This is a genomic window from Deinococcus sp. JMULE3 (assembly GCF_013337115.1).
Classification (GTDB): domain Bacteria; phylum Deinococcota; class Deinococci; order Deinococcales; family Deinococcaceae; genus Deinococcus.
This window is the reverse complement of record NZ_SGWE01000004.1, coordinates 786,371-807,338: the sequence shown is the minus strand read 5'-3', so window position 1 is coordinate 807,338 and position 20,968 is coordinate 786,371. Positions and strand designations below refer to the sequence as shown.

The following is a 20,968-nucleotide window of genomic DNA, read 5'->3' as shown; positions in this document are numbered from 1 at the left end:
CGCATGGCCCGGACCTCCGTCCTGACCGGCACGCGGCAGCTGGACTGGACCGACCGCGCCGTCCCCGCTCCCGGCCCGCGCGAGGTCCGTGTGCGCGTCACCCGCGTCGGCGTGTGCGGCAGCGACGTCCACTATTACACGCACGGCCGCATCGGCCCCTTCGTCGTGGACGGCCCCCTGGTCCTGGGACACGAGGTCAGCGGCGTGGTGGACGCCATCGGTGCGGGCGTGACCCGCGTGAAACCCGGTGACCGCGTGGCGCTGGAACCCGGCGTGCCCTGCCGCCGCTGCGTGTACTGCCACGCCGGGGCGTATAACCTCTGCCCGGACATGGCCTTCATGGCGACGCCCCCGGTGGACGGCGCCTTGACCGAGGCGGTCCTGTGGCCCGACGACTTCGTGTACCCCGTCCCCGACACCGTCAGCGACGACGCCGCCGCACTCCTCGAACCGCTCGCGGTGGGCCTGTGTGCCGCCCGCAGGGGCGAGGTCCGCCCCGGCCACTCGGTCGCCGTGCTCGGCGCGGGCCCAGTGGGCTGCACGACGGTCATGGCGGCCCACGCGGCGGGCGCGACGACCATCATCGCCGTGGACCTGGAGGACTTCCGCCTGGATCTCGCGCGGCAGGTGGGCGCCACGCACACCATCAACGCCCGCCACGGGGACGCCCTGACCGTCATCCGGGAACTGTGCGCCGCGCGTGACCGCCTGCACGCCTCGCACGCCGGGGTGGACGTCGCCTTCGAGACCGCCGGGAGCCTCCCCACCACCCGCCTGACCCTCGCCGCGCCGAAACCCGGCGGGACGGCCGTGCTGGTGGGCCTCCCGCCCGACCCGGAGGTCAGCCTGGACATCGTCAGCGCCGCCAGCCGCGAGGTCACGCTGCGCGGCGTGTTCCGCTATGCCAACGGCTACCCGGCCGCCATCGAACTCGCCGCCACGGGTCGCGTGAACCTCGACGCGCTGGTCACGCACCGCTTCCCGTTCACGCAGACGCCCGAGGCCTTCGCGTTCGCGGACCGCGAGAAACGCACGTCCATGAAGGTCATGATCGACGTCGGCTGAGTGCAAAGCGTGCGGGGTGGAGGGGACAACCGTCCGAACCTCCACCCCGCGCGCCCGGAACCCGTTTCGCTCCTGCTCGCATCCGCTCGGGTTGAACGTTTTTGCCAACCTTTCAACCGGAGTCCGTATTACTTCAGGGTCAGGCTGGTGAGGATCGCGCGGCCTTCCTCGATCTGCTCGGGCGTCGTGCCGCTGGGCTGCACGAGGGTCGCGGTGAACAGGCGGTTGTTCTTCACGGTGAACACCTGCGTCCAGCGGACCATGCCGCCCTCGCCGTCGCCGAGGTACGTCCAGAGGATCGCGGGCGTGCTGCCCAGCTTGATGGTCTTCTCGCCCAGCATCTTGAACTTCGGGACTTCCTTGCTCAGCTGCGACGCGAACAGGTCGCGGAAGTCCGCCAGGGTCGCCTTCAGTTTGGGGTCCACGTCCTGCACCTGCACGGTCACGGTGGGGCGCACGGTGCCTGCGTCGCGGTTGATGAACGCCACGTCCGCGCCCGGCACGTTCTTCAGCGGGATCCACCCGGCAGGAACGCGGATCGAGTAGCCCTTGCTGCTGTTGGCGGTGACGGCTTCCACGGTCCGCGCGCCCTCCGCGGCGGGCGTCGCGGGCGTGGCGGCGGCGCCCTGTGCGAGGGCGGGGGTGAGGCTTAGGGCCGCGAGGAGCAGCGGGGCAAGCAGGTGGACGCGCTTCATGAGCGTCAGGGTAGAGCCTGAAGGTGAGCCGAGTCTGACCGCAGGGAGCGCGTGAACGCGACCCGCCCGCCCTCCAGGTGCAGGTGGTGCGTGAGGCCCGCCGGGGCGTCCGCGTCGCGGTGCGCGACGATCAGGACGTGCGTGCCCGCGCGGGCCAGACCGGGCAGCAGCGCCAGGAACGCGGCGCGCGAGTGGGCGTCCAGGAAGTCCAGGCCCTCGTCGAGGATCAGCAGGCGCGGGCGGTGCGCGACCGCGCGGGCCAGCAGCAGGCGCCGCAGCTGCCCCTGCGACAGCGACTCGGCACTGCGGTCCAGCAGGTCCGTCAGGGCGAGGTGCGCCGCCAGGTCCTCCACCACGCGCGCCTGATCTGCGGTCAGGGCGGGGCTGAAGCCCTCCGCGCCACTCCAGGCGCTGGCGATCACCTCACGGCCCGTCCAGTCCCGCCGCTGCCGGATGCCCAGCTCCGCGCTGACCAGCCCGATCTGCGCGCGTCGCTCGGTCAGCAGGTCGCGCCCCAGGAACGCCCGCCGGACGCTCCCGCCCAGCGCGGGGTGCAGCTCCCCGGCGATCAGGCGGGCCAGGGTGCTCTTGCCACTGCCGTTCTCGCCGGTCACCAGCCAGTGCTCCCCCGCGCGCCACGACCAGCTGACCGGCCCCAGCGCCCGGTGCCCGTCCCGGTATACGACCGCGTCCTGCACGGCCACCAGCACCTCCCCGCCACCCGACGCTCCCGGCAGCACCAGGGCAGGGGAGGGCGCGTCCCCGACCGGCGCGGCCTCGGTCACCACGCCCCCCTCCACCCGCAGGGTCCGCCAGGGCAGCGCCGGGGCCTCCTCTGGCCGGTGCGTGGCGAGTACCACGCCCACCCCCGACGCGTGCACCCGCGCGATCAGCGCGCCCAGCTCCGCGCGGGCCTGCGGGCTCAGGCCGTCCGTGAACTCGTCCAGCAGCAGCAGCTCCGGCGCGGGCATCAGCGCCGCGCCCAGCATCACCCGCCGCCGCTGCCCGTGACTCAGCGTCCGCACGTCCCGCCCCAGCAGCGCCCCCAGCCCGGTCAGGGTTGCGACCTCCGCCACGCGCGCCTGCGCCCCCGGTGTCGCCTCCCACAGGTTCAACCGCTCGCCGGACAGTGCCGCCAGGAGCACGTCCTGCACGGTCTGCACCCACTCGCGCGTCAGATAGAACGCCTCGGCATCCGGGCCGACCAGTCGCAGCGACCGCCGCGCCCGCACCGCCGAGCGCTGCACCCCGTCCCCCAGCCCGTACACCCGCTCGCCGCGCACCGGGGCGACCTCGCCCGCCAGCAGGCGCAGCAGCGTCGTCTTCCCGCCCCCGTTCGACCCCCACAGCCGCAGCGCCGCGCCGCGCGGCACGTCCAGCGTCACGCCGCGCAGGCGCGTGTCCCCACCCGCGATCACGTCCACGTCCCTCAGGGCCACCAGCGGCGCACTCATTCCCGCGAGTCTAGCGGCAGCGGCGACCGGCAGGCGACCTCCCCCGATCTGTGTGGATTGCACACACCGGGGGAGGTCGTCGGGTATCAGGCGGTCACTGGTAGCTGATGTCGCCCGTGCTGAACTGACAGGTGGTGCCGCTGGGGCCGCCGCTGCCGGGAATCTCCTTCGGTTCGCCGCTGGTGACGCCGGTGAAGCGCACGCAGACGGGCACGCGCCGCCCGATGATGGTCACGCCGCTGATCTTGGCGGTGTCGCCGTAGTTCTCGTTCACGCCGACCAGTTTCGCGGTGCCGTCCTTGGCGGTGACGCCGCTGATGACGACGTTGCGGCGGTACTGCGTCTTGCAGTTCCCGCATGAGCGGTAGAAGGTGCCGTACGTCTCGGCGCTGAAGTTCCGGATGATCATGGTGCCGGGGCCGTTGTGCTGGAAGATCTTGTCGGTCGCCTTGCGGGCGCCGCCACCCGTGACGGTCATGACCTGCGAGGCTGCCGTGCTCTTGAAGGTGGCGGCGTCCTCGCCGACGTCCTCCCACCAGACGTTCGTCAGGGTGCAGCTGCCCTTGCAGTGGACCCCGTCTGCGGCGGGCGCGCCGATGATCACGTTGCTCAGGCTGGCGCCGTCTTCCAGGATGAACAGCGGGGCCTGATTCTCGTTCTGGCTGTCGGTGCTGGAGATGTAGCGCGCGTTGCCGTAGTTGCGGCTGGTGCCCTTGGGGATGGTGATGGTGGCGCTGATCTTCGTCGTGCTGGTGGGTGTGGGGAAGGTGTTCAGGCCCTGGGCGTCCAGGGTGGGGGTGGTGGCGACCGGATCGCTGCTGCCGGGCGCAGCGCTGAGGTTGCAGGCACTCAGCAGCGCCAGCAGGGCGGGCAGGGTCAGGAGCTTCGAGGCAGAGGAGATCGGAGCAGAGGAAAGCCGGGTTAGACGCATGAGGTTCTCTCCTTTGGTCGCCGTGAGGCTGGATTGTGCGGACCTCCGTCATTGAACGTGGTGAGGGGCCAGCTGACCGATAATTGACTAGACATGATTTACAACGATTACTCAGATGCAGCGAATGATCAAATCACGAGAGAAACGTCATGAAACGGAGCTGACCTACCCGCACGCGGAGGCCGATTTAGGCTTTCATACCAAACTGGTGTTGTCGGAATTAGGCGGCCGGCTCTCGCCATCACCAGTGCCCATGCTCTCCTGCATCCATGCTCCGCACCCTGCACCTGATCAAGCACGGCACACCGCAGTTCGTGGCGGGCGTCCCGGCGCACGAGTGGCCGCTCGCCCCGGACGCCCTGACCGAGCTGCCTGCGCTGGCGGCCCGCCTGAACCCGCGTCCGGACGTGATCGTGTGCTCGCTGGAACCCAAGGCGCACGCGACCGCACAGGCGCTGGACGATCACCTGGGGGTGCCGCTGCGGCCCATGCACGGCCTGCACGAGCAGCTGCGCTACACGGCCCGCTTCCACGCGGACCCGGCGGATTTCCAGGCCGAGTACCGGCAGTTCTTCGCGCAGCCGGACCTGCTGGTGGTCGGCGAGGAGACCGCGCGTGACGCCCGCACCCGCTTCTCGAACGCCGTGAACGCCGTCATGGCCGCCAACCCGCAGCCGACCGTGGCGGTCGTGGCGCACGGGACGGTCATCAGCCTGCTCGTCGCGGCGCTGCGTGGCGTGGACCCGTACCCGCTGTGGCGGGACCTGCCCCTGCTGGGTGTGCTGAGCGTCCCGTGGGAACCCGGCGCGGCGGGGGCGCGTACTGCCCCGTAAAGGGAGGCAATTTCATGGGATTCACCATTTTCGTGATCGTGCTGCTCATGCTGGTGCTGGTCACGCTGTTCGCCGGAGTCAAGAGCGTGCCGCAGGGCAGCGAGTGGACGCAGGAACGCTTCGGGAAGTTCCAGCGGACGCTGAAACCGGGGCTGAACATCATCATTCCGTACATCGACCGCATCGGGCGCCGCGTGAACATGATGGAACAGGTGCTCGACGTGCCCAGCCAGGAGGTCATCACCAAGGACAACGCGCTGGTCACCGTGGACGGCGTGGTGTTCTACCAGGTGCTCGACGCCGCCAAGGCCAGCTACGAGGTCAGCAACCTGAACCAGGCGATCCTGAACCTGACCATGACGAACATCCGCACCGTGATGGGCAGCATGGACCTCGACGAACTGCTCTCGAACCGTGACCAGATCAACGCCCGCCTATTGACCGTCGTGGACGAGGCCACCGAGCCGTGGGGCGTCAAAGCAACGCGAATCGAGGTGAAGGACATCAAGCCGCCGGCCGATCTGGTCGCCAGCATGGCCCGCCAGATGAAGGCCGAACGCGAGAAACGCGCCAACATCCTCGACGCCGAGGGCTTCCGGCAGGCCGCGATCCTGAAGGCCGAGGGCGAGAAGCAGGCCGAGATCCTCTCCGCCGAGGGGCGCCGTCAGGCCGCGTTCCTGGAGGCCGAGGCCCGCGAACGCGCCGCGCAGGCGGAAGCCGAGGCGACCCGGCTGGTCAGTGACGCGATTGCTGCGGGGAACGTGCAGGCCATCAACTACTTCGTCGCGCAGCGCTACGTGGACGCCCTGAAGGACATCGCCAGCGCGCCCAACCAGAAGACCCTGATCCTGCCGCTGGAAGCGACGAGCATCCTGGGCAGCCTGCAGGGCGTCGCGGAGATCGCCCGGGACGCCTTCGGGCGCAAGGGATAAGCGGATGGACTGGCTGCCCACCCTGGAACGCGTGCAGTCCTGGCACTGGTGGGTGCTGGGCGCGCTGCTGCTGATCCTGGAAGTCGCCGCGCCCGGCATCTTCTTCGTGTGGCTGGCCCTCGCCGCGTTCGCGCTGGGCCTGCTGGTGTTCGTCCTGCCCATCCTGCCGGTCGCCGTGCAGCTGCTGCTGTTCGCCGCGCTGAGCGTCGCGGCGGTCACGCTGGGCCGCCGCTACGTGACGCGCCTCCTGCCGGACTCGCCCGAGGCGGGCCGCGTGAACCGGGGCGCGCACCGGCTGGTGGGGCAGACCGTCACGGTCGTCACGCCCATCGTGAACGGCATCGGCCGCGTGCGGGTGGGGGACAGCGAGTGGCGCGCCACCGGCCCGGACACCCCGCAGGGCGCGCGGGTCGTGATCGTCGCCGCGGACGGCCCCACCCTGCACGTCCGCGAGGTCAACGGCACCTGGACGTAAACCAGACGTAGGAAGAGGCGGCCCCGGTGTGCTTCCGGGGCCGCCTCTCCGTCAGGGGTCAGGCGCGCCGGGTGGGGTACAGCCAGGGGCGCAGCAGGCGCGACAGCCACGGCAGCACCGGCCAGTTCAGGAACAGCGTGGACACCGACGCGGTCGCCAGCGTGGACGCCCACGCGGGCCACTCCCCGGTGACGGGCCGCAGCAGCCACGCGAACAGCATGATCAGCGGGTACACGCCCACGATCCCCACGATCACGTTCTTCCACAGCGGCGGGGCGGGCAGGCGCGCCGGGCGGTCGAACCACGCCTCCAGGCCCTGCGCCTCGCGGTACTCGACCTCGTCGGCGGTGAACTCGTCCAGTTCCGCCAGCGCCGAACGGTACGCGGGCGTGGCGCGCCACGCGGCGAGGGCCTGCGGGGACGCGAACCGCACCAGCGTCACGTACTCCGCGACCGGGCCGTTCGTGTCCCGCAGGACGTGCAGGCCCAGGAAGCCCGGCTGGGTCGCCTGGAGGGCGTGCAGGCGCCGCGCCCACGCCTCGTACGCCTCCAGTTTCGACAGGCGGACGCGTTCGGTGACGACCAGGGTGATGCCCGTGGCCTGGGGCGGAACAGTGGTGGGGGAGGGGATGGCAGCGTCGGACATCAGCCCCGCAGTCTACCCGACGCGGGGCGTGCGCGGTGCCGGGCGCGCGGTTCATACTGGACGTCCCCCCGGTCCGCACCCCACCCCTGGAGGTTCACCGCATGCGCAGCCGCCCCGCCCACCTGCCCCTGCTGGCCCTGAGCACCCTGAGTGCCGCGCACGCCGCGACGTTCGACGTGTACACCTTCACGCCCCCGAGCGGCTGGACGCAGACGACCGCGAAGGGCGTCACGCGCGTCAGCCGCAACGCGGGCGGCCAGTACTGCCTGTTCGACCTGTACGCCGCGACGAAAGGCAGCGGGAACGTGAAACAGGACTTCCGCAGCGAGTGGAACACCCTGGTCGTGAAACCCTACGCGCCCGACGACGCGCCCGAGGAGGAGAGCGGCGACCCGGTCGGCGGCTGGCAGACCCACCTGGGCGGCGCCTCGTTCGCTTACGAGGGTGGGACCAGTCTGGCGGTCCTGGCGACCTTCAGCGCGGCCGGGCAGGCGGCGAGCGTCCTGATGCTCGGCAACGACGAAAAATGCCTGGAGCAGTTCGACGCATTCCTGACCACCCTGCGCCTGAAAACCCCCACCGCCCAGACCACGCCCACCCCACCGAAACCCGCCCCGGCCCCCGCAGCGGGCGGGCTGAACACCGCGCCGCTGAAGAGCACCTTCAAGTTCGACACCACCACCTTCGACGACGGGTGGGTGTCCGTCGTGCAGAAGGACTGGGTGCTCGCCCGGCGCGGCACCACCACCATCCGCCTGCACTACCCCAGCGGCCCCACCTACAACCCGGACTCCGACGCCGCACTGCGGGACGCCTGGAACACCCTCGTCGCGCCCCGCTACCGCGACCTGCAGGACTACCGGCAGGCCTTCGACACCCTGAACTTCGAACGGCCCTACCTCGCCAGCGGGACCGCCACCAGCCTGGAGACCGGGGCGCGGGTGTACGTCGCGCTGTTCCGGCAGGCCGAGAGCGGCTGGATCGAGATCGTCACCCCCGACCGCGACACCTTCCTGAAGGCATACCGCCTGGACCCCGCGCAGTTCTACGGCGTGGACGACACCCTCCTGCGGCCCCTGCGGAACCTGCGCGGCCTGAACCGCTTCGCCGTCGCCGCCAGCGACCTCACCGGCACCTGGAGCAGCAACGCCAGCGGGTACACGCAGTGGGTGAACGCCTTCACCGGCCTCAGCGCCGGCGCCACCGGATTCTCCAGCAACGAGACGTTCGAGTTCGTCGGGAACGGCACGTACCGCTGGAGCCTCGCCATGGCCAGCGGCGTCGTCGGCGCGCAGACCTTCAGCGGCGCCAAATCCAGCGGCAAACACGCCATGAAGGGCAACTGGCAGATCAGCTTCAGCGACATCGAAGGCAAGCCCAGCGTGTACAACGCGTACTTCGAGGCAGGACGCGGCGGACAGCGCATCCTCTGGATGCAGTCCGTCGGCAGCTACAGCGCCTACGTCAAGGTGAAGTGACCTGGGAAGAACCTGCGTTCAGTCCAGCATCCGGCGGTGGTAATCCACCTGCCCCAGGTGCCAGTTCAGGTGCCCGTACAGGTGAATCAGGAAGTACCGGACTGTCATGCCCTCCGGGAAGCCCGGCAGCTGCCGCGCACTCACCTCGTCCAGCCGCGCCGCGTCCAGGCCGTCCAGGGCCGAGACCACCCGCGCCGACACCTCCCGCAGCCCCGCGATCAGTTCCGCGCGGGGCACGTCCCGCCGCGCGAACTCCGCCTCCCGGTCCCGCTCGAACGGCGCGCCACCGAGGTCCGCGCCGATGAACTGCGACAGGTTCCCGATCAGGTGCAGCGCCAGCGTCCCCGCCGGATTCACGATGTCCCCCCGTACCCGCCACACGGAGGCGTCGTCCGGGTACGCCTCCAGTTCTGCGATGAGCTTCTGGAGGTCCCGCACGAACAGCTCCCGCAGTTCAGACACCATGACGGCAGCTTACCTGCCGCCCGGACTGCCCGGCGCGTTTACCGGGGCGGGAGGAGCAGTTTGCCTTCCAGGGGGGTGCTGAGGACGATGCTGGTGTCGCAGGTGAAGCCCATGTTGATCAGTTCGGTCAGCATGTGTTCCAGCGCGCCGACGTCGGGCACGGCGACTTTCAGGATGCAGGAGTTGTCCCCGGTGACGCTGTGGCATTCCAGCACGCCGTCGTGCCTGGTGGCCCAGCGGACCAGGGTGGGGTCGTTGCGGCCACTGTCCTGCACGCCGATGAAGGCGGTGATGGTGCGCCCGAGCGGTTTGCTGGCGACGCGGATGCCGTAGCCGAGGATCACGCCGGCGTCTTCGAGGCGGCGGACGCGTTCAGTGACGGCGGGGGCGCTCAGGCCGACGCGGCGGCCGAGTTCGCGCATGCTCAGGCGGGAGTCCGTCTGGAGTTCCTGCAGGATGCGGTGGTCGAGGGGGTCGAGGTGGCCGCCGGACTGTCTCATACCCCCCCACCTTAGCATTTGGAAGGTGGTGGGTGGCGTTTGCGAGGCTGGTGTGCGGCGACCCCCGCGCACCTGACAGGCGACGCGCATTCCAATCCGGCCCGCCCAGCGCGGACAATAAGGGCGCACTCAATTCGAGTTTCACCCGTTCACGCCGCACCACCGGAGGTTTTCCCATGCCGATTCACCCGCAGGCCACCCTTCGCAGCCAGATGATGCTGCCCCGCAACCACCGCGCCGACAAGTGGGCCGACGTGCCCGACGAGCAGTGGTACGACTGGAAATGGCAGCTGAAAAACCGCATCAACAGCGTCGCCGAACTCGAGGAAGTCCTCACCCTGACCGACAGCGAACGCAAGGGCGCCAGCGCCGAGGGCATCTTCCGCCTGGACATCACCCCGTACTTCGCCAGCCTCATGGACCGCGACGATCCCACCTGCCCCGTCAGGCGACAGGTGATCCCCACCGAGGAAGAACTTCAGCCGTTCACGAGCATGATGGAAGACTCCCTGGCGGAGGACAAGCACAGCCCCGTCCCCGGCCTGGTGCACCGCTACCCGGACCGCGTGCTGATGCTCGTCACCACGCAGTGCGCCAGCTACTGCCGCTACTGCACCCGTAGCCGCATCGTCGGCGACCCCACCGAGACCTTCAACCCCGCCGAGTACGAGCAGCAGCTGAACTACCTGCGCAACACCCCCCAGGTCCGCGACGTCCTGCTGTCCGGCGGTGACCCCCTCACCCTCGCGCCGAAAGTCCTGGGCCGCCTGCTGGCCGAACTGCGCAAGATCGAGCACATCGAGATCATCCGCATCGGCACCCGCGTCCCCGTGTTCATGCCCATGCGCGTCACGCAGGAACTCTGCGACGTCCTCAGTGAAAACCACCCGGTGTGGATGAACATCCACGTCAACCACCCCAAGGAAATCACCCCGGAAGTCGCCGACGCCTGCGACCGCCTCACCCGCGCCGGCGTCCCCCTGGGCAACCAGAGCGTGCTGCTGCGCGGCGTGAACGACCACCCCGTCATCATGCAGAAACTCGTGCGCGAACTCGTCAAGATCCGCGTGCGCCCCTACTACATCTACCAGTGCGACCTCGTGCACGGTGCCGGGCACCTGCGCACCACCGTCAGCAAGGGCCTGGAAATCATGGAAAGCCTGCGCGGCCACACCAGCGGCTACAGCGTTCCCACGTACGTCGTGGACGCCCCCGGCGGCGGCGGCAAGATCCCCGTCGCCCCCAACTACGTCCTGTCGCACAGCCCCGAGAAGCTCATCCTGCGCAACTTCGAAGGCTACATCGCCGCGTACAGCGAACCCACCGACTACACCGGCCCCGACATGCTCGTCCCCACCGACTGGCAACGCAAGGAACCCGGCCAGAGCGGCATCTTCGGCCTCATGGAAGGCGAACGCATCAGCATTGAACCCAAGGAATTCGCCGAATCCCGCCACCGCCCCGGCGCCACCCAGCACCGCCTCAACAGCCGCGAAGACAAATGGGCCGCCCACGGCATCGGCGCCGCGACCGACACCGCGCCAGACGGCATGGTGCAGGCCGCGCAACCCGTCAGCGGCGACTGAGACACAGCGCAACCCTTCAGTCCGCTGCGCGGCCAGCTCCCCTTGAGGGGAGCCAGGAATCACCCGCCTCCCCTTGAGGGGAGGTGCCCCGAAGGGGCGGAGGGGTCGCCCGCGACTCTACCGTCCCGCTCCCCAGGAGAACATCCATGACCACCCTTCCCAAACCCCGTCAGCCTGAACTGAAGACCTCCCTGCCCGGCCCGAAGACCGCTTCGATCATGGAGCGCGACAGCCAGCACCTCTCGACGTCCTACATGCGTCCGTACCCGTTCGTGCCGGATCACGGTGAGGGCGTGTGGCTGACGGACGTGGACGGGAACACCATGCTGGATTTCTTCGCGGGGATCGCGGTGAGCACGACCGGGCACGCGCATCCGCATGTGGTGCAGGCGGTGCAGGAGCAGATCACGAAGTTCACGCACGTGTGCCTGACGGATTACCCGCAGGAGATCACGACCAGCCTCGCCGAGCGTCTCGTGAAGCACGTGGAGAAACCGGGCGAGAAGTGGCGCGTGTTCTTCAGCAACAGCGGCGCCGAGGCGGTCGAGGCGGCCGTGAAACTGGCGCGCAACCACACGGGACGGCAGCACATCATCTCGACGATGGGCAGCTTCCACGGGCGGACGTACGGCGCGATCACGCTGACGGGCAGCAAGACGAAGTACAAGCGTGGCTTCGGCCCGCTGCTGCCCGCCGTGAGCCACGTGCCGTACCCGAACCCGTTCCGTCCGCCGCTGGGCAGCACGCCCGAGACGTGCGGTCAGGCGGTGCTGGATCACATCGAGGGGCTGTTCGTGGGCATCCTGCCCGCCGATGAGGTCGCGGCGATCATCGTGGAACCCATGCAGGGCGAGGGTGGGTACATCGTGCCCCCGGCGGACTTCCTGCCGGGCCTGCGGGCGCTGTGCGACAAGTACGGGATCATGCTGATCTTCGACGAGGTGCAGGCCGGGATGGGCCGCACCGGGAAGATGTTCAGCTTCCAGCACTTTGACGTGCAGCCGGACATCATCACGTCCGCGAAGGGCATCGCGTCGGGCATGCCGCTGGGGGCGCTGCTGGCCAAGGAGAGCGTCATGACGTGGCCGGTCGGGTCGCACGGCAGCACGTACGGCGGGAACCCGGTGGCGGCGGCCGCGGCGCACTCGACACTGGACCTGCTGGAAGGGAAGGTGCAGCACCCGGGCTGCGGCGCGAACCTGATGGACAACGCCGCGCAGGTGGGCGAGTTCATCATGGCCGAGCTGAAGGGCATGCAGGCGGAATTCCCGTTCCTGGGGGACGTGCGCGGCGCGGGGCTGTTCATCGGGCTGGAGTTCGTGAAGCCCGACGGCAGCCCGGACGGGGCGCTGCGGGACCGGGCGAGCATGGCGATGTTCGAGCGTGGCCTGCTGAACCTCGATTGCGGTGAGGCCGTGATCCGTATCTCCCCGCCGCTGATCCTGACCCGCGAGGAGGCCGCGACGGGTCTGGAGATCATGCGCGAGACGCTGCGCACCCTGCAGTAAGGGCGCGGCGTGCAGGAGGCGGAACGCTGGGAAAACCCCGCGTCTCGCCTCTTCATGCGCAATTCAGGGCAACGAAAGGGGAGGCCACAGTGGGCCTCCCGCTTCTCATGCTGCTGGTTTCGGTTACAGGCGTTTCATGATGGCCTGGAGGCTGGCGCTGTCGGCCCAGGCCATGCCCTTCTCGACGTACATGCGGGCCATGGTCTTGTCACCGCGCTGCAGGGCCATGTACGCCAGTTTGGCGGCGCTGAGGGACGCCCATTCCTTCTCCTGGTCGTTCAGGTCGCCCAGGCGGGTCCAGGCGTTGTACGCGTTGATCCACCACTGGGTCTTGGTGTACAGCTGCGCCAGGTACGCGCTGTAGTCGCGGTTGCCGGCTTCCATGCTGGCGGCGTAGTAGGCGTGGTCCACGGCGGCCTTCCACAGCGTGCGGTCGTAGAAGGGGATGGGGTAGGCGACGTCGGCCTGCACGGCGTATTCCTGCGCCTTGGCGAAGTTCTCGTCGGCGCTCATCATGGCCGGGGCGTTCACGGGTTCCGCGACGGTGGTGGTCGTCGTGGTCGTGGTCGTCTCGGTGGTCGTGGTGGTGTCCTGCGCGGCGGCGAAGCCGGTGAGCACCAGGGCAGTCAGCATGTGAAGTTTCTTCATAACAGTTCGCATCTTAGGCTCTAGTATTTGAGGCGTCCACGACCATCACAGCACCGTAAAGGGTGTGTAAAGGAGCACATTCCAAGATGAGAAATACCCACGTTTTGACTGTTGTCACCATGATGACATTGACCGGTTTCTCCGTGTCCAACGGGCAGGCCGTACCTTCATCCAACCCTCAGTTTGTTGCTCCCAAGGTCGATGTCTTCAAGGAACTCCGTGTCATCTCCGGCGTGACGGTCTCCCCGAACGGGGATCTCACGTTCGTGGGTTCCGACGCGAAGGTCCACCGGACCGACGCGAAGGGCAGCGAGAAATGGAACTTCACCGTCGGCGACATCGGCCGCGCCTACCCGCTCGTGACGCCGCAGGGCGTGACCATCGCCACGTCCTACGACGACACCGTGTACGCCTTGGACCCCAAGGGCAAACTCCTGTGGAAACGCAAGCTGGACGGTGACATCTTCGCCACGCCCGCCCTGCGTCCCGACGGCAGCCTGATCATCGCGACCGCCGGGGGCACCGTGCACGCCCTGAACGCCGCCGGGCAGCCCCTCTGGACGTACAAGGTGGGCGCGCCGGTGTTCAGCAGCCCCGCCGTCGCCGCGGACGGCACCATCTACTTCGGGGCGCAGAACAACCGCATGCACGCCCTGAGCGGGGACGGGAAGCTGAAGTGGGCCTACACGGCCGGATCGCTGGTGTTCAGCTCCCCAGCCATCGGTCCGGACGGCACGGTGTACTTCGGCAGCAGTGACCGCCGCATTCACGCGGTCGCACCCGACGGTCAGCCGAAGTGGACGTTCCTGACGGGACTGTTCGTGAACGCCAACCCGATCGTGACCAGTGGTGGTCTGGTCGTGGTGGGTAGTTACGACGGCAGCGTGTACGCCGTGAACACCACCGGCGAACTGGAATGGACCTACAAGGCGGGTGCGGGGATCGCGGCCAGCGCCGTGGAACTCAGCGACGGCGTGGTGGTCGTTCCGGACCTGCGCGGCACGCTGCACGCGATCGGGAAGGCCGGGCAGTCCCTGTGGCAGATCAGGACCGGCAAGAAGATCGATACCGGCGCGAGCGTCAGTGATCAGGGCTCGCTGTACTTCGTGACGGAAGGGGGCGGGCTGAACATCATCCAGAAGGGTCGTCCGCTGGCGGTGGGCGCGTGGACGAGTTTCCACGGCGCGCCGAACCTGGTGGGGCGCATGACGACCCCGGCGGAACTGCAGGCGCAGACGCAGGCGCGCCGGGCCGCCGCGACCGCCGTGCTGGCCGCCCTGAAGCCCAGCGCGGGGGCGGCACCCGCGCAGCCTGTCCCGCCCCGCACGAACTGAGCCTCTCTGGCGGTGGGCCCGGCGGCGTGTGCTGCCGGGCCCCGTGCTGTTGTGGTGGGGGCGCCCTGGCACGCCACCCCGTCCAGTCATGCTTTAAAAAGTAAAGTGTGCGTGGCTGACCATCCCGGATCGTGCCCGGTGGTACCCTTCACCCATGACGGGCAACACCCAGAACTACGACGTGGTCATCGTCGGCGGCGGCCCCGCCGGACTCACCGCCGCCATCTACACCGGCCGCGCCGAACTCAGCACCCTGATCCTCGAAAAGGGCCTCCCCGGCGGGCAGATCGCCCAGACCGAGGAAGTCGAGAACTACCCCGGCTTCCCCGAACCCATCAGCGGCATGGAACTCGCCAGCCGCATGCAGCAGCAGGCCGAGAAGTTCGGCGGCAGGATCGAGATGGACGAGGTCCAGAGCATCGCCCGCACGGACGACGACCGCGAACACGCCTACCCCTTCACCGTCACCGGCTACAGCGGCACCTACCGCGCCAAGGCCGTGATCCTCGCCACCGGCGCCAACCCCAAACGCCTGGGCATCCCCGGCGAGGAGGCCTTCTGGGGCCGCGGCGTCAGCACCTGCGCCACCTGCGACGGCTTCTTCTACCGCGGCAAGAAGGTCGTCGTGATCGGCGGGGGCGACGCCGCCGTCGAGGAAGGCCTGTTCCTGACCAAGTTCGCCGACGAGGTCACCCTGATCCACCGCCGCGACACCCTGCGCGCCAACAAGGTCGCCCAGGCCCGCGCGTTCGCGAACCCCAAGATGAAATTCATCTGGGACACCGCCGTCGAGGAGATCAAGGGCGACGACGCCGTCAGCGGCGTCCGCCTGAAGAACCTCAAGACCGGCGAGGAAAGCGACATGAGCACCGACGGCGTGTTCATCTTCATCGGTCACACCCCCAACACCGAGTTCGTGAAGGACACCGTCAAGCTCCGCCCCGACGGGTACGTGGACGTCACCGACGAGATCTACACCAGCGTGCCCATGCTGTTCGCGGCCGGGGACGTCAGCGACTACATCTACCGCCAGCTGGGCACCAGCGTCGGCGCCGGAACCCGCGCCGCCATGAGCGCCGAACGCGCCCTGGCCGCCCTGGAACTCGAAACCGAAACCGCCGCCGACTGAGGCCCCCTCGCCTCACCGGCCATTAAGAACACTTCAGCACCGCAGCGGGACGACCGGGCAGCACCGGGACGTCCCGCTCGCTTATGCTCAGCGCATGCCGCGCCGTTCCCTCCTCGCTCGCATCCGCCGCAAGGCGCGCGGATACGCCGCCAAGGCCCGCCGCCTGCTGCGCAGCGTGAACGCCGAGGACGCCCACCCCGACGACCCCTGGGCGCAAACGCACCTGACGCCCGAGGAAGCCCGCGTGTACCGCGCCATGGACCCCCGCGACCGTGAGCACGCCTGCCGCGTCACCCGGCACCTGCTGCGTGACCACCCGCACGCCGACCCACAGCTGATCGCCGCCGCGCTGCTGCACGACTGCGGCAAGAGCCTGCGCCCCTACTTCCTGTGGGAACGCGTGCTGGTCGGACTGATCCCGAACCGTCTGTCGCGGGTGCTGCCACCCGTGGGCGCGATCGGCATCCGCGCGCACCACCCGGAACTCGGCGCGCGGCTCCTCGCGCACGCCGGGGCGCGGCCCCGCGTGGCCCGGCTGGTCGCCCGGCACCACCACCCCGGCGGGGACCCGGACGCCACCCTGCTGCACCTCTACGACGACCAGGAATAGGTGAATCCAGAGCGGCGCCGCCCCGGTTGGAAGGGGCGGCGCCGCTCTGGTTCAGGGCTTACTCGTGGTCGTGGTCGCCGTCGCTGTGCGCGTGCCCGTGGTCGAGTTCCTCGGGGGTGGCGTCGCGGACGTTCAGGACCTTCACGTCGAAGTTCAGGACCATCCCGGCCAGCGGCGGGTTGAAGTCCACGGTGATCTTCTCGCCGTCCACGCTCATGACCGTGAAGGGAATGACGCTGCCGTCCTCCGCCTGCGCGTAGTACGTCGCGCCGACCTCGACGTCGTCCTCGAAGTCCTCGCGGGACAGTTCGTCGACGTTCTCCTCGTCACGCTCGCCGTAGCCGTCCTCGGGCTGCACGGTCACCTGCAGCTCGTCGCCGACGGTCTTGCCTTCCAGCGCGCGTTCCAGGCCGGGGATGATGTTGCTGTGGCCCTGCAGGTACACCAGCGGTTCGCCGGGTTCGCTCTGATCGATGACCTCGCCGTTCACGGTGAGTTTGTAGTCGAGTTCGACAACCTTGTCCTGGGTGATGTTCATGGGGTCTCCGTTTCGCGGTCCCACCGAGATCAGGTGGGCGCGAGGGGCGTGCTCGCCATTCAGGAGTGTACCCCCTGACCCGCACGTCACGGTCTCCTGCGGGTCACGGCTGCGTGCGGAACGTCCACGTCACCGGACCGCGCGCCGTTGCGAAGCGCACCTGCACGTTCGCCCCGGCGGGCAGCGGCGCGTCCGGCAGGGCCAGCGCGCCCCCCTGCGCGGCCAGGACGGTGCGGCCCACCCGCGTCTCGGACTCGTTCGCCCCGGTGAACGAGTCCGCCGTCAGCAGGCACGCGCCCACCGCCTGCCCGTTCACGCGCAGCGTCACGCCACTCACCTCGCCCGCCCGGCCTGGGCCGAGCAGCAGCGCCACCGGCGCCCCCCGCGCCGCCACCATGGGGCATCCGGCCAGCGCGTCCGGCCACTCGCCCGTCGCGGCCCGCAGGCTGGGCGCCGCCTGACCGGGCGCCGGGTACCGCACCGGGTAGCGCGCCGCGCCCGTCAGGCCGCGCCGGACGTCCAGCACCACCGCCGACTGGAACCCCCCGGCCGCGTCGTGCGCCACGCCCGCCGCCACGCGCGTCAGCCGCGGATCGATCAGCTGCGGCAGGTGAAACGCGCCGCCCACCCAGTACGTCAGCGCCCGCTCAGGCCCCGAGTCCGCGCGGCTGGACACGAAGTAATGGCCGGGCGCGCACGCCTCGCCCGCTGCCGACCGGAACGGACTGGCGGGGTCCTGACGGTGCTCGGCGCGGTTCTCCCGCACGAGGTACCGCGCGTGCCCCGCGCAGCCCGCCTGCCACGCCGCCTCGAACCGCACGGCGGGCAGCCCGGCACGCGCCCGCACCCGGTTCAGGCCCGCCAGCAGGGGAGAGGCCGGGGTGGCGGCTGGGGGAGCGGCCGGGGGAACGGTCACCACGGGCCGGGGTGGCGTCGGGGCGGGCTGCCCCGCATCAACCGGTTGCTGCTCCCCGCTGGCCGGGGAGGCGGGGGCCGTGTCCTGCACCTCCTCGTCCTGCACCTCCTCCTGAACCCCGGCGAGGTCCGGGGGCACCGGGCGCAGTGCCCCGGGCGCGGTGACGGGTGCCGGAGGAACAGGAGTGACCTCCACCACCGGTTCGGCCGGGACCTCCGGAGGCGGGATTGAGGGTGCCTGCCCCTCCACGCGCGGCGCGGGCGGCAGGGCCGTCCGCTGCCCCGCCTGCTGCCCCGGCCACCACCCGGCCAGCCAGATGCCGGTCAGGCCCAGCGCGAACAGCGCCGCGCCACCCAGAATCGCCCACAGGGCCCGCCTCCAACCCACCATGATCCCTTCAGGCTAGACGGGCCGGGGCTGCGCTGCGTGCGCCGCGCGCCTATCCTGCCTTCATGACCGCCCCGACCTTCCCGATGCACGTCAGCGTGACCGACGCCCGCGCGCACCTGAGCGCCCTGCTGCCCGAACGGACCCCCGAGACGGTGCCCCTGGCGCAGGCGTACGGCCGCACCCTGGCCCACGACGTGCCCGCGCTGGTCAGTCACCCCAGCGCCACCGAGAGTGCCCTGGACGGCATCGCCGCCCGCGAGGCCGACACGCTGGGCGCGACGCCGGACGCCCCGGTGCGCCTGCGCGTGATCGGCGAGAGCCGCGCCGGGGCGGCGTTCACCGGGACGGTCGGCGCGGGCGAGTGCGTGCGGATCTACACCGGCGCGCCCCTCCCGGCGGGCGCGGACGCCATCTGCCCGGTCGAGCAGTTGACCGACGACGGCCCTGAAGGCGTGCTCCTGCGCCGCGCGGCCAGTCCCGCCGACGTTCGCCATGAAGGCGGGGACTTCCGTGCGGGCGAGGTCGTCCTGCACGCCGGGCAGGTCCTCACGGCGCCCCGGCTGGCACTCGCGGCGGCCCTGGGGCACGCGCAGCTGAGCGTGCAGCGCCGCCTGCGGGTCGCGCTGCTCTCCACCGGGGACGAGGTCGTCCCGCCCGGGCAGCCCCTGACCGCGGGGCAGGTGTACGACAGCAACAGCGTCGGCCTGCACGCCATGCTGCTGGAAGCCGGGTGCGAGGTCCTCCCGCTCGGGCACGCGCCCGACAGCCCCCTGGCCCTCCAGTCGGCCATTGACGCGGCAGGCGGCGCGGACGTCCTGCTGACCAGCGGCGGCGTCAGCATGGGCAAATACGACTTCATGCGCGACCTGCTGGTCGAGCAGGGCCGCGTGAGCTTCTGGAAGGTCCGCATGCGCCCCGGCGGACCCGCCATCCTGGGCGGCTGGAACGGCCTGCCCGTCTTCGGCCTGCCCGGTAACCCCGTCAGCAGCCTCGTGGTGTTCCACGTGATCGTCCGGCCCGCCCTGACCGGCCAGCCCCCGCAGACGCTGCGCCTGCGTGCCGCCACCCCATTCCGCGCCCTGCCGGACAAGACCGCCTTCTGGCGCGGCGTGATCGACGGCGGCACGGTCCACGACTACGGCCAGCAGGGCAGCGGCATCCTCCGGTCCCTGAGTGACGCGGGCGCCCTGGTCATCGTCCCCGAAGGTCAGGCCGTGCAGCCCGGCGACGACGTGGACGTGATTCTGCTGTAACGGTTGTGGGACGTGGGGTGTGGGTTGTGGGAACACCGGATGCATTCCCTACAACCCACAGCCGACAACCTACAACCCCAGGGGCACCAGCACCATCGCGCCGCGCGCGGGGACGCTGAGGGGCGTGTCGCCGGTCAGGTGCACGGTGCGGCCCGTGATGACGTCGCGGTAGTCGCCGGGCGTGACGCCCGTGAAGGGCAGGTGGGCGTCCTCGCGGCCCGCGTTCAGGCCGATCAGCGCCGTGCCGCTCGCGTGACGGCGGGCGTACACGAGCTGCTCGCCCTGCGCGTGCGTCACGTGGAAGTCCCCGCGCTGCAGGGCCGGGCTGGCGTGACGGGCCGCCGTGAGTTTGCGGGTCAGGGCCAGCGTCTCCTGATTCCAGGCCCCCTCGTCCCAGGGGAACGCGCGGCGGCAGTCGGGGTCCGGACCGCCGGGCAGGCCGACCTCGTCCCCGTAGTAGATGCAGGGCGTGCCCACGTACGTCATCTGGAACACCGTCGCCAGCCGGAACGCCGAGTGGTCGCCGCCCACGGCGGTCAGGAAGCGCGCGGTGTCGTGCGAGTCGAGCAGGTTGAGCTGCACGCGCACCACGTCCGGGTGGTACATCTGCGTGACCTCGGTCATGCGGTGCGCGAACGAGGCGGCGTCCATGGCGTCAATGCGCCCCGTGCCGCTGCGTTCGTTCATGGGGTGATCCAGCGTGTGCGCCCCGAAGAACGCCAGGCAGGGCCGCGTGAAGTGGTAGTTCATGACCGCATCGAACTGGTCGCCCTGCAACCAGCGGTGCGCGTCGCCCCAGATCTCCCCGACGATGTACGCGTCCGGGTTGATGGCCTTCACGCGCCGCCGGAACTCCTGCCAGAACGAATCGTCGTCGATCTCGTTCGGGACGTCCAGCCGCCAGCCGTCCACCCCGAAACGGATCCAGTGCTCCGCGACGTCCCACAGGAACGCCCGCACCGCGCGGTTGTCCGTGTTGAACTTCGGCAGCGCGCGGTTCCCCCACCACGCCGCGTAGTTCGCGGGCCGCGCGTCGTCGTACGGGTGCAGCGGCCAGCCGTCCACGTGGAACCAGTCCCGGTACGCGCTCGCCTCACCCTGCTCCAGCAGATCGTTGAACTGGAAGAACCCCCGGCTGGCGTGATTGAACACGCCGTCCAGCACCACGCGCATACCGCGCGCGTGCGCCTCGTCGATCAGGTGCCGCAGCGCCTCGTTCCCGCCCAGCATGGGGTCCACCTGGTAGTAGTCGTGCGTGTGGTAACGGTGGTTGCTGGCCGACTGGAACACCGGGCAGAAGTAGATGGCATTCACGCCCAGACTCTGGATGTAATCCAGTTTCGCCGCCACGCCCCACAGGTCCCCGCCCATGTAGCGGTTGAAGTGCGGCGTGTCCCCCCACTCCTGCAGGTTCAGGCCCCGCACGCGGCCCGACCGGGCGAAGCGGTCGGGGAAGATCTGGTAGAACACCGCGTCCGTCACCCACTGCGGCGTGACGGGGCGGGCATCGAGGGTACGGTCGGGGTGGAGCGCGTTCATGACCGGGCCAGGATAGCCCCCCCGGACTGTCGGAATGCTGACG

At 70.0% G+C, this 20,968-nt stretch carries 21 protein-coding genes; 11 read left to right on the top strand and 10 right to left on the bottom strand.

The annotated features are described in order from the left end of the window. The first annotated feature begins 3 nt into the window (after positions 1-3). Positions 4-1,065: an NAD(P)-dependent alcohol dehydrogenase gene (locus EXW95_RS06720; protein WP_174366812.1), complete on the top strand. Its 1,062-nt coding sequence runs from the start codon at positions 4-6 to the stop codon at positions 1,063-1,065. 128 nt (positions 1,066-1,193) lie between these two features. On the opposite strand, the gene EXW95_RS06715 is transcribed toward EXW95_RS06720, so the two are convergent. The 3 genes from EXW95_RS06715 to EXW95_RS06705 all read right to left on the bottom strand — a co-directional run bounded on the left by EXW95_RS06715 (position 1,194) and on the right by EXW95_RS06705 (position 4,145). Continuing rightward, positions 1,194-1,760: a DcrB-related protein gene (locus tag EXW95_RS06715; protein ID WP_174366811.1), complete on the bottom strand. Its 567-nt coding sequence runs from the start codon at positions 1,758-1,760 to the stop codon at positions 1,194-1,196. Positions 1,761-1,765: 5 nt separating this feature from the next. Then, on the bottom strand, positions 1,766-3,214 hold the full coding sequence (locus EXW95_RS06710; protein ID WP_174366810.1) for an ATP-binding cassette domain-containing protein: 1,449 nt from the start codon (positions 3,212-3,214) through the stop codon (positions 1,766-1,768). Positions 3,215-3,308: 94 nt separating this feature from the next. Then, positions 3,309-4,145 carry a pectate lyase gene (locus EXW95_RS06705; RefSeq protein ID WP_174366809.1) on the bottom strand — a complete coding sequence of 279 codons (837 nt, stop codon included), beginning with the start codon at positions 4,143-4,145 and terminating at the stop codon, positions 3,309-3,311. Between the two features lie 269 nt (positions 4,146-4,414). Here EXW95_RS06705 and EXW95_RS06700 point away from each other — a divergent pair, with 269 nt between their 5' ends. The 3 genes from EXW95_RS06700 to EXW95_RS06690 are packed head-to-tail and all read left to right on the top strand — an operon-like array spanning position 4,415 to position 6,385. Next, entirely contained in the window at positions 4,415-4,978 is a 564-nt protein-coding gene (locus tag EXW95_RS06700) for a histidine phosphatase family protein (protein WP_174366808.1), read from the top strand. 14 nt (positions 4,979-4,992) lie between these two features. Then, positions 4,993-5,910 carry an SPFH domain-containing protein gene (locus EXW95_RS06695; protein WP_160977888.1) on the top strand — a complete coding sequence of 306 codons (918 nt, stop codon included), beginning with the start codon at positions 4,993-4,995 and terminating at the stop codon, positions 5,908-5,910. A 4-nt stretch (positions 5,911-5,914) separates the two neighbouring features. Beyond that, on the top strand, positions 5,915-6,385 hold the full coding sequence (locus tag EXW95_RS06690) for an NfeD family protein (protein WP_119673097.1): 471 nt from the start codon (positions 5,915-5,917) through the stop codon (positions 6,383-6,385). Positions 6,386-6,443: 58 nt separating this feature from the next. Here EXW95_RS06690 and EXW95_RS06685 read toward each other — a convergent pair whose 3' ends face one another. Then, positions 6,444-7,031, bottom strand: coding sequence for an antibiotic biosynthesis monooxygenase (locus EXW95_RS06685; protein ID WP_174366807.1), 588 nt, complete (start codon positions 7,029-7,031; stop codon positions 6,444-6,446). A gap of 101 nt (positions 7,032-7,132) precedes the next feature. Here EXW95_RS06685 and EXW95_RS06680 point away from each other — a divergent pair, with 101 nt between their 5' ends. After that, on the top strand, positions 7,133-8,509 hold the full coding sequence (locus EXW95_RS06680; protein ID WP_174366806.1) for a hypothetical protein: 1,377 nt from the start codon (positions 7,133-7,135) through the stop codon (positions 8,507-8,509). Positions 8,510-8,527: 18 nt separating this feature from the next. Here the strand turns inward: EXW95_RS06680 and EXW95_RS06675 are convergent, their stop codons facing one another. Beyond that, the gene (locus EXW95_RS06675) at positions 8,528-8,974 is read right to left on the bottom strand and encodes a DinB family protein (protein ID WP_174366805.1); all 447 of its coding nucleotides are present in this window, start codon (positions 8,972-8,974) and stop codon (positions 8,528-8,530) included. Between the two features lie 38 nt (positions 8,975-9,012). Next, positions 9,013-9,474: an Lrp/AsnC family transcriptional regulator gene (locus EXW95_RS06670; protein ID WP_174366804.1), complete on the bottom strand. Its 462-nt coding sequence runs from the start codon at positions 9,472-9,474 to the stop codon at positions 9,013-9,015. Positions 9,475-9,650: 176 nt separating this feature from the next. On the opposite strand from EXW95_RS06670, the gene ablA reads away from it, so the two are divergent. Continuing rightward, positions 9,651-11,060 carry a lysine 2,3-aminomutase gene (ablA, locus tag EXW95_RS06665; RefSeq protein WP_174366803.1) on the top strand — a complete coding sequence of 470 codons (1,410 nt, stop codon included), beginning with the start codon at positions 9,651-9,653 and terminating at the stop codon, positions 11,058-11,060. Positions 11,061-11,206: 146 nt separating this feature from the next. Beyond that, positions 11,207-12,568, top strand: a complete 1,362-nt coding sequence (locus tag EXW95_RS06660) for an acetyl ornithine aminotransferase family protein (RefSeq protein ID WP_174366802.1) — start codon at positions 11,207-11,209, stop codon at positions 12,566-12,568. Positions 12,569-12,691: 123 nt separating this feature from the next. On the opposite strand, the gene EXW95_RS06655 is transcribed toward EXW95_RS06660, so the two are convergent. Further along, positions 12,692-13,216 (bottom strand): hypothetical protein, encoded by a 525-nt coding sequence (locus tag EXW95_RS06655; RefSeq protein ID WP_254605530.1) that lies wholly within the window; start codon positions 13,214-13,216, stop codon positions 12,692-12,694. A 233-nt stretch (positions 13,217-13,449) separates the two neighbouring features. Between EXW95_RS06655 and EXW95_RS06650 the strand changes: the two genes are divergently transcribed. The 3 genes from EXW95_RS06650 to EXW95_RS06640 all read left to right on the top strand — a co-directional run bounded on the left by EXW95_RS06650 (position 13,450) and on the right by EXW95_RS06640 (position 16,289). Continuing rightward, positions 13,450-14,550, top strand: a complete 1,101-nt coding sequence (locus EXW95_RS06650) for a PQQ-binding-like beta-propeller repeat protein (protein ID WP_371809952.1) — start codon at positions 13,450-13,452, stop codon at positions 14,548-14,550. Positions 14,551-14,704: 154 nt separating this feature from the next. Next, on the top strand, positions 14,705-15,679 hold the full coding sequence (gene trxB, locus EXW95_RS06645; protein ID WP_174366800.1) for a thioredoxin-disulfide reductase: 975 nt from the start codon (positions 14,705-14,707) through the stop codon (positions 15,677-15,679). A gap of 94 nt (positions 15,680-15,773) precedes the next feature. Then, complete coding sequence (locus EXW95_RS06640; RefSeq protein ID WP_174366799.1) at positions 15,774-16,289, top strand: HD domain-containing protein; 516 nt, start codon at positions 15,774-15,776, stop codon at positions 16,287-16,289. 58 nt (positions 16,290-16,347) lie between these two features. Here EXW95_RS06640 and EXW95_RS06635 read toward each other — a convergent pair whose 3' ends face one another. Together EXW95_RS06635 and EXW95_RS06630 are read right to left on the bottom strand one after the other, a co-directional pair. Continuing rightward, entirely contained in the window at positions 16,348-16,827 is a 480-nt protein-coding gene (locus EXW95_RS06635; RefSeq protein WP_174366798.1) for a peptidylprolyl isomerase, read from the bottom strand. Between the two features lie 103 nt (positions 16,828-16,930). Continuing rightward, the gene (locus EXW95_RS06630) at positions 16,931-18,133 is read right to left on the bottom strand and encodes a CAP domain-containing protein (protein ID WP_174366797.1); all 1,203 of its coding nucleotides are present in this window, start codon (positions 18,131-18,133) and stop codon (positions 16,931-16,933) included. A 62-nt stretch (positions 18,134-18,195) separates the two neighbouring features. Here EXW95_RS06630 and glp point away from each other — a divergent pair, with 62 nt between their 5' ends. After that, a complete protein-coding gene (glp, locus tag EXW95_RS06625) occupies positions 18,196-19,386 on the top strand; it encodes a gephyrin-like molybdotransferase Glp (RefSeq protein ID WP_174366796.1) in 1,191 nt (396 codons plus the stop codon). A gap of 69 nt (positions 19,387-19,455) precedes the next feature. Here glp and EXW95_RS06620 read toward each other — a convergent pair whose 3' ends face one another. Beyond that, the gene (locus EXW95_RS06620) at positions 19,456-20,925 is read right to left on the bottom strand and encodes a glycoside hydrolase family 13 protein (RefSeq protein ID WP_174366795.1); all 1,470 of its coding nucleotides are present in this window, start codon (positions 20,923-20,925) and stop codon (positions 19,456-19,458) included. Positions 20,926-20,968: the final 43 nt, after the last annotated feature.